Source organism: Emticicia sp. (assembly GCF_049241225.1).
Classification (GTDB): Bacteria; Bacteroidota; Bacteroidia; order Cytophagales; family Spirosomataceae; genus Emticicia.
The window spans coordinates 9,021-17,842 of sequence record NZ_JBMLRC010000252.1 but is presented as its reverse complement, the minus strand read 5'-3'; the positions used below and the strand labels follow the sequence as shown (position 1 = coordinate 17,842).

The following is an 8,822-nucleotide window of genomic DNA, read 5'->3' as shown; positions in this document are numbered from 1 at the left end:
AATGATAGTAGAACAAATTTATACAGGATGTCTCGCTCAAGGAGCATATTATATTGAATCAGCAGGCGAAGTTGCCATCATAGACCCACTTCGTGAAGTGCATTCATATGTAAACAAGGCCGAGAAAAACAATGCCAAAATCAAATACATTTTCGAAACACACTTTCATGCAGATTTTGTTTCGGGTCATGTAGAATTAGCTCAAAAAACAGGAGCAGCAATCGTTTACGGGCCAAATGCTACTCCTTCATTTGAGTGTATCGTTGCCGAAGACGGACAGATTTTTGAAATCGGAAAAATTAAAATCAAAGTGATTCATACACCTGGCCATACAATGGAGTCATCGTGTTTTTTATTAATCGACGAAAATGGTGTAGAAAATTGCATTTTCACGGGTGACACTTTGTTTATCGGCGATGTTGGTCGCCCAGATTTAGCACAAAAATCAAATCTTACCATCGAAGATTTGGCGAGTTATCTCTACACTTCTTTGCACACAAAAATCATGGCTTTGCCCGATAACTTAATTGTTTATCCTGCTCATGGTGCGGGGTCGGCTTGTGGCAAAAATATGAGCAAAGAAACGTATGACACACTCGGAAATCAGAAAAAAGTAAATTATGCACTTCAACCACAAAGCAAAGAGCAGTTTATTACGGCAGTAACGGATGGCCTTACTCCTCCACCCTACTACTTCCCAAAAAACGTAATGATAAACAAAACTGGTGCGAAAACAATTGATGAGGTAAAAACCAGTATTCAGGCACTTTCGCCAGAAGCTTTTGAAGTGGCAGCCAACGAACTTGGTGCTGTAATGATTGATACGCGTGCGGCTCAGAGTTTTAAAGATGGGTTTGTACCGAATTCTATCAATATCGGTATCAAAGGCGACTTCGCCCCGTGGGTTGGTACGCTCATTACTGACATCGAACAGCCAATTTTATTCATTGCTGATGAAGAAAACATCGACGATGTAATCACTCGCCTTTCGAGAGTGGGTTATGATAATATCGTTGGTTATTTGCAAGGTGGTATCAAGGCTTGGATTGAAGCAGGCAAAGAAATTGATACAATTGAATCAATTTCGGCGGAATATTTTGCTAAAATATACGCCGAAAATGAAGGCAAACTCTTGGTAAAGGATGTAAGAAAAGAAACAGAATATCGAGCTGAACACGTTGAGGAAGCAGAATGCGTTTCGTTGGCTTATTTGAGCAATAATATGTCAGCTTTTTCGAAAGATGAAACCAATTATATTCATTGTGCGGGTGGGTATCGCTCAATGATTGCAGCATCAATCTTGAAATCCCGAGGGTATGAAAATATCGTAGATATAGCTGGAGGTTTTGCGGCTATCGCCAAAACCGAAGTACCCCGCTCAAACTTTGTTTGTCAATCGAAATTAAAAGTGTAATAAATTAAGTAATGCTTAGGGTAGAATAAGTAAAAAAAGGTAAGGTCAATTGTATACCTTACCTTTCTATACAATCCTAAATGATTATAGAACATAGTATTTGTAACATCAAAAGTAAAAATCAAAAATCAAAGAAAATATGATAGAACTCATTAAACAACCATGGCATTGGGCAGTTGCCGGAGTCATGATTGGATTGACAGTCCCCACTTTACTATTAATTGGAAATAAAACATTTGGTATTTCTTCGTCTCTTCGCCATATATGTGCAGCGTGTTTTCCTGCTAATATTTCGTTTTTTAAATATGATTGGAAAAAAGAAATCTGGAATCTATTCTTTGTAGTTGGTGTACTTTTAGGCGGAATCATTGCTAGTCAATTTCTTTCAAATCCGAATGAATTTATTGTGAATGAAAATACAGTTAAAGATTTAAAAGCATTAGGTATAAAAGATTTTTCGTCAATGATGCCCGCTGACATTTTTAGCGTAGAAAATATTTTCACACTTAAAGGACTGATTTTTTTCGTTGTGGGTGGCCTGATGGTAGGTTTCGGAACTCGTTATGCTGGTGGCTGTACATCGGGTCATGCAATTATGGGTTTATCTAACCTGCAATTACCTTCATTAATTGCCACTATCAGCTTTATGGTTGGAGGTTTCGCCATGACGCACTTAATTATGCCTTACATCTTTAAATTATTCTAATCATGACAAAAGCAAATAAAGTAGAAAATATTATTATTGAAGAATTTGTGTGCGAAGCACCCAATAATCAAGTAAAAAAAGAAAGTTTCGCCAGTAATTTCAAGTATTTGATTATAGGAACAATCTTCGGAATTGTTTTCGTAAAAGCTGAAATCATTTCATGGTTCAGAATCCAAGAGATGTTCCGCTTACAATCTTTTCACATGTACGGTGTAATCGGTACGGCCGTAGTGGTTGGTCTGATTTCGGTGCAATTGATAAAGCGTTTCAATATAAAGACTTTATCGGGCGAAACAGTTTCGATTCCAGATAAAACTTTCAATAAAGGACAAATCTACGGCGGACTTATTTTTGGTCTCGGCTGGGCAATTACAGGTGCTTGCCCTGGCCCACTTTTTGCCCAAATCGGTAGTGGATTTTTAGCAATTACAGTGACATTTGCCAGTGCATTAGCAGGAACTTGGCTCTACGGAGCTTTCAAAAACAAACTACCGCATTAAACATGTAAGTAAAGTAAAATTCCACAAATTGAGGTTAGATAATTTATTGGTCAGTAAATCTAACCTCTTTTTTTATTGCCTTTTTTTAGCCACAAATGATTATTTCAATGAAAAAGATTGATAATAAGTCTCGAACAAGTCTGAATAGCCTTTTAAAAATCATTGTATGGTTACTTGGCTCTTCTGTATTTTTAGTCATTGCTGCTGTGTTTTATTTTACAGGAATATTCGATTTTAAAACTGAAAATACTGCCTCCGAAACTTTTGAAAAGAAACCATATAAGCCCCAAAAACCAGTTTGGAAGCTCATTGGTATGGATGCAGTAGTGCATGAAAAAGACCCCGAACTCATAAAATATGGCCGAGAATTGATTGCCAATACGGCCTACTATTTAGGGCCTAAGGGAAAAGTGGCTCAGCAAAGCAATGGTATGAATTGCCAAAACTGCCATTTAGATGCAGGTTCGAGGGTTTGGGGCAATAATTACGGTGCGGTGGCTTCTACTTACCCTAAATTTAGAGAGCGGTCGGGTTCAAAAGAAAGTATAGTGAAACGAGTAAATGATTGTTTAGAACGCAGCTTAAACGGTCGAGGACTTGACAGTAATAGCAGAGAAATGCGGGCAATGGTGAGTTATATAAAATTTTTAGGACAATTTGTGCCAAAAGATTCGATTCCAAACGGAACTGGGATTTGGAAGCTAAAATACCTGAGCCGAGCCGCCGACCCCACAAAAGGACAATTGGCTTATGAACAAAAATGTGTTAGCTGCCACGGACAAAATGGAGAAGGAGTAAAAAATACGGAAGGATTCGGCTACACGTATCCTCCGCTTTGGGGCGAACATTCTTATAATATTGGTGCGGGGCTTTTTCGCCTTTCACGTTTGGCGGGCTATATCAAAACCAATATGCCTTACGGTGTAAGCTACGAAAAACCACAATTATCTGACGAAGAAGCGTGGGATATTGCCGCCTACGTCAATTCTCGACCTCGACCAACAAAAGATTTAAGTAAAGATTGGCCAAAAATTTCAGGCAAGCCAATTGACCACCCATTTGGCCCATACTCCGACAACTTTTCTGAAGAACAGCATAAATTCGGGCCGTTTAAGCCAATTGATGATTTCATGAAGGCACAGAAAAAGAAAATATAAGTAGTCCACAATAGGATAACAGCCTATTTTCAGATTTACCGATTATCATTATCCTATTATTTACACGATGAAAAAAAATATACTTCTACTTATACTACTATTCATAAAACAAACTTTTACACAAGCACAGCAGGCTAAACAGGATTCTTTTTCATTGAAAAAAGTATTTAGTGGTGGAAAAATCAAGGGTTCTGTTCGTCAGTTTTCGATGTTTACCGATAATCATTCGGGGTTGTCAGATTATTATGCTTTGGCAATCGGAGCTGGACTTAATTACGAAACCAAACGTTGGCGTAATATCCAATTCAATTTTGGCGGCTTTTTTGTGCATGATTTGGCTTCGAGCGATTTTACAAAAACAGACCCAATCACTAAAACCATCAGCCGATATGACATCGGGCTTTTTGATATTTTAGAACTCAATAATCAATTTATTAGTAGGGTCGAAAATCTGAATGTTAAATATTTCCATAGAAAATCAACAATTATATTTGGCAAGCAAACGTTACGAACTCCACTCGTAAACCCACAAGATGGACGCATGAATAGCTCTATGATGGAAGGTATTTATGCGGATTTCAACGAAATAAAAAACCTGCACCTCGAAGGCGGTTGGCTTTACCGAAGTAGCCCTCGCTCTACCTTTAAGTGGCTGAGTATCGGCCACTCAATTGGTGCTTATCCGATGGGGCTAAATATTGATGGAAAGAAAGGAAATTACTACGAAAATCTGAATTCAAAAGGATTATTTATACTTGGCGGAAATTATAGTTTCAATCAATCGAGCAAACTTACGGCATGGAATTATTTCATAGAAAATATCAGTAATACTGCCATGCTTCAGTGGAACCAAGATATTGACCGAAAAACCCACAAAATTAAATATGGTTTGCAGTTCTTTCGTCAAAGTGCCGTCAATGAGGGTGGTAGCCCCGACCCAGCAAAAACCTACATGGCAGCCAAAAGTAAATCTATGATTTTTGGTGCAATGGTAGGTATTAACAAAAAACAAAGTTCGTGGACACTCAACTATACTCGAATCACGAAAGATGGACGTTTTCAGTTTCCGAGAGAATGGGGGCGTGACCCATTTTTTACATTTCTACCACGTGAACGCAACGAAGGCTTGGGTGGAGTTCATGCCGTTAGTAGCACTTTTAGCAAAAATATTACTTCCAAAAACCTCATTTTTGATGTAGGTTTGGGAAAATACATCTTGCCCGATGTAAAAGATTTTCGTCTGAATAAATACGGAATGCCATCATATACGCAATTAAATATTGGCCTAAAATACACACCCAAAGGCATCATAGAAGGCATTGATATTCAAGCACTTGCCGTAAAAAAGTGGAATAATGGACAACTATATGCAGATGAAAAATACCGCATCAACAAAGTAGATATGACAAATTATAATGTAGTTTTAAACTATAATTTCTGAGACCCATGCAAAAGTCGATTCCAATCATAACTATCGAGCAACTTAATTCGTGCGATAAAAATATATTAATAAAGCTTGATATTCGTCGGTTAGAAGACCACATGAAAACACTCACGTCGGCAGATTTTCCGCACCGTCATGACTTTTTCAACCTCATTTATATCAAACAAGGAAGTGGCACGCACGATATTGATTTTAAGCGATTTGTAGTTGAGCCAAGGCAAATGTTTTTCATGAATGATGGGCAAGTACATGAGTGGGATTTGAGTGCCGATACCGTCGGTTATACACTTTTTTTCAAGAAAGAATTTTATGAAGTTATCGAAAAAGGACTTTCGCTACAAGCCTTACCTTTTTTCAATAATAGTCATAACGATGCCCCAATGTTAGTATTTTCGGAAGTAGATAGTCAGAAAATTGAAAACCTCTTTGAAGAAATTATTGCTGAATTTAAGGCTAACCAGCCTCACCGAGATACGCTAATTAAGTCTTTACTAAAAATGATTTTGATTCATTCGATTAGGGTTTATGAGCCATTCTACAAAGGCGATAGTACCGAACTAAATGTTTCAAAAATCAGAAGTTTTGAACTTCTCATCGAAAAGCATTTCAAAGAATATAAATCAGTAAAAGATTTTGCCGATAAACTAAATATTACGGCCAATTATCTAAACGCCATTTGCACAAAAACAGTTGGACGAACAGCGGGCGAGCTTATCAGAGATAGAATCGTGCTGGAAGCTAAACGCTTATTACTTCACTCTTCTATTTCAGTCTGCGAAATGGCCTATCATTTAGGCTACGACGATTGTTCTTATTTCATCAGAGTTTTTAAAAAAGAAGTTGGCTCTACACCTGAGCAATTTCGCATAATTAATCGACCTTAAATACCTATGAAAATAACACTCAACAACTGGAAACTGTGGTTAATCGTAAGTCTGACTCTCGGCTTAGCTCCATTCGTTCCAGAACCTCACATCGTTGGCAAACTCCGTTGGCTCATGGGTGGAGCGGTAGGTATGCACGCCATCGACTGGTTCGATTTATTACAACACGGATTTCCTTTTATACTACTTCTCAGAGCATTGATTATTAAATTACGCAAATAGCACTTTTTACGTATTATTGAAATAAAAATAAGTAAATAGTACTATAAAAGTACGAGAATAGCCTACAAAAAAGTAAATATTTCGACCGAAATTTGTACTATTAATTAATCATAAAAGTAAATAATAGTATAAATATATGTTTGGCAAAGGCTCAAGATTATATAGCATTTTTGCGATGAAATGTCCAAGATGCCACGAGGGTGACGTTTTTGAAACGCATAATCCCTATCAAAAAATGACCGCTATTAAAGAAACTTGTCCGCATTGCGGCCTACGCTACGAAAAAGAAATGGGTTTCTTTTATGGTGCTATGTATGTGAGTTATATGCTCAATATTGCCTTGTTTGTTACTTCGGTCGTTGCTTATTTTCTCTTACTCGACCAATACATTAGCGGCACATTGTTAATGGTTATTTATGTTTCGTTGACAGTTATCTTAATGCCAGTTTATTATCGACTTTCTCGAACAATCTGGCTGAACTTTTTCAACGGTTATGCACCAGAAAAACAAGGGGCAAAATAATATTTTCCGAGGAGATGTGTATTTCACATCTCCTTTTTCTTTTATCAATTCTGGCAAACATACAATGTAGGCAGCTTATCAGTGGTTTTCACCGCAATCAAAGCAAAAATCAACGAACACGACTTTGCTCATTTTCGACGCTCAATTTATCTCGAATTTTGATATAATAACTCAACACAAATACTTTAACATCAAATAAATCAAACGCCATTGTCGAAAAATTTGGTTTATCTACGAAACATCCTCCGTGTAATATACTTTCCAAAACTAAGCCTAATCATTTATTGTCGATTGGCTACTTAATTTGTAACTTTACGCCAAAAATAACAAAACATTATACAAATGCTTGATTTAAACGGCAAAGCAATTCTGATTACAGGTGGAACGGGTTCTTTTGGTAAGAAATTAGTCGAGACTATCTTCAATCGTTTCCCTAATGTTCGTCGAGTAGTGATTTATTCTCGTGACGAATTGAAACAGTTTGAAATGCAACAAACTTACCCTCAAAATAAGTATCCAAATATACGTTTTTTCATTGGCGATGTGCGTGACGGCGAGCGTCTGAAACGTGCTTGCGAAGGTATCGACTACATCATTCATGCTGCTGCTTTGAAGCAAGTTCCTGCGGCCGAATATAACCCAATGGAGTGTATCAAAACCAATGTTTTTGGTGCAGAAAACGTAATAAACGCAGCTTTGGCCAATAATATTCAGAAAGTTGTGGCTTTATCGACCGACAAAGCAGCCGCTCCGATAAACCTTTATGGTGCAACAAAACTCTGCTCAGATAAACTATTTGTAGCAGCCAATAACATGAGAGGCGGGCGTCAGATTACTTTCTCAGTCGTAAGATATGGAAACGTAATTGGTTCTCGTGGTTCGGTGATGCCATTCTTCTTAGAAAAAGCAAAAACTGGCGTTCTTCCGATCACCGATGAACGCATGACACGTTTTAACATTTCGTTGGAAGATGGCGTTGAAATGGTACTTTATGCTCTCGAAAATGCTTGGGGTGGCGAAATTTATGTACCGAAAATTCCTTCGTACAGAATTACAGATGTAGCTGAAGCAATCGGACCAAACTGCGAACACCCAAAAGTTGGTATCCGCCCAGGTGAAAAACTACACGAAGAAATGATTACCGAAACTGATTCGTTGAGCACAATCGAGACAAAAAAATACTACGTAATCATGCCGTTTTCGCCTATTTGGAATACTGAAGAATACTTGAAGCATTTCGGAGCATCGTTTGTGGAAGAAGGTTTCAAATATAATTCGGGAACAAACAACGAATGGCTAACAGTTGAGCAAATTCGTGAAGAGATAAAAACCCACATTGACGCTGATTTTCAGCCAAGATAATTCCACAGATGATTCCATACGGAAAACAACATATTACTGACGAAGATATTGCTGCGGTCGTTGAAACGCTCAAATCTCCGTTTTTGACTTCTGGGCCGAAAGTTGCTGAATTTGAGGCAGCTTTTGCCAAATATATTGGTTGTAAATATGCCGTAGCGGTGGCCAATGGCACGGCCGCTTTGCATATTTCGTGCATGGCTTTGGGAGTTAATTCATCTTCAAAAGTTATCACTACGCCTATCACTTTCTCGGCCTCGGCTAACTGTGTGCGTTATTGTGGCGGTGAGGTTGTATTTGCCGATATTAATCCCGAAACAGTTTTATTGGATATTGAGAAGGTAAGAAATTTACTCGAACAACACCCAAAAGGCACTTTTGAAGGTATTATACCTGTTGATTTTGCGGGCTATCCCGTTGATTTGGAAGCATTTAGAAAACTGGCCGACGAATACGGCTTATGGATTTTAGAAGATGCTTGTCATGCTCCAGGTGGGAGTTTTATTGATAGTTCTGGCAAAAATCATCGTTGCGGCGATAGCTCATTCGCTGATTTAGCTATTTTTTCGTTTCATCCAGTGAAGCACATTGCTACTGGTGAAGGAGGAATGGT

The 8,822-nt window shown here is 38.0% G+C and carries 10 protein-coding genes; all 10 read left to right on the top strand.

Annotated features, from left to right (window positions below; genetic code table 11):
* Position 1: 1 nt before the first annotated feature.
* Positions 2–1,414, top strand: coding sequence for an MBL fold metallo-hydrolase (locus ACOVO2_RS13535; protein ID WP_421770492.1), 1,413 nt, complete (start codon positions 2–4; stop codon positions 1,412–1,414).
* Positions 1,415–1,553: 139 nt separating this feature from the next.
* On the top strand, positions 1,554–2,120 hold the full coding sequence (locus tag ACOVO2_RS13530; RefSeq protein ID WP_421770491.1) for a YeeE/YedE family protein: 567 nt from the start codon (positions 1,554–1,556) through the stop codon (positions 2,118–2,120).
* A 2-nt stretch (positions 2,121–2,122) separates the two neighbouring features.
* Positions 2,123–2,620: a DUF6691 family protein gene (locus tag ACOVO2_RS13525; RefSeq protein WP_421770490.1), complete on the top strand. Its 498-nt coding sequence runs from the start codon at positions 2,123–2,125 to the stop codon at positions 2,618–2,620.
* A 107-nt stretch (positions 2,621–2,727) separates the two neighbouring features.
* The gene (locus tag ACOVO2_RS13520) at positions 2,728–3,777 is read left to right on the top strand and encodes a c-type cytochrome (RefSeq protein WP_421770489.1); all 1,050 of its coding nucleotides are present in this window, start codon (positions 2,728–2,730) and stop codon (positions 3,775–3,777) included.
* A gap of 154 nt (positions 3,778–3,931) precedes the next feature.
* Positions 3,932–5,218 carry an OprD family outer membrane porin gene (locus ACOVO2_RS13515; RefSeq protein ID WP_421770488.1) on the top strand — a complete coding sequence of 429 codons (1,287 nt, stop codon included), beginning with the start codon at positions 3,932–3,934 and terminating at the stop codon, positions 5,216–5,218.
* A 5-nt stretch (positions 5,219–5,223) separates the two neighbouring features.
* Positions 5,224–6,105, top strand: a complete 882-nt coding sequence (locus tag ACOVO2_RS13510) for an AraC family transcriptional regulator (protein ID WP_421770487.1) — start codon at positions 5,224–5,226, stop codon at positions 6,103–6,105.
* A gap of 6 nt (positions 6,106–6,111) precedes the next feature.
* The gene (locus ACOVO2_RS13505; RefSeq protein WP_421770486.1) at positions 6,112–6,327 is read left to right on the top strand and encodes a hypothetical protein; all 216 of its coding nucleotides are present in this window, start codon (positions 6,112–6,114) and stop codon (positions 6,325–6,327) included.
* 235 nt (positions 6,328–6,562) lie between these two features.
* Positions 6,563–6,850: a DUF983 domain-containing protein gene (locus ACOVO2_RS13500; RefSeq protein ID WP_421770485.1), complete on the top strand. Its 288-nt coding sequence runs from the start codon at positions 6,563–6,565 to the stop codon at positions 6,848–6,850.
* A 342-nt stretch (positions 6,851–7,192) separates the two neighbouring features.
* Positions 7,193–8,212, top strand: a complete 1,020-nt coding sequence (gene pseB / locus ACOVO2_RS13495) for a UDP-N-acetylglucosamine 4,6-dehydratase (inverting) (protein WP_421770484.1) — start codon at positions 7,193–7,195, stop codon at positions 8,210–8,212.
* Between the two features lie 8 nt (positions 8,213–8,220).
* The coding region (locus ACOVO2_RS13490; protein WP_421770483.1) for an aminotransferase class I/II-fold pyridoxal phosphate-dependent enzyme at positions 8,221–8,822 on the top strand (602 nt) is incomplete at its 3' end.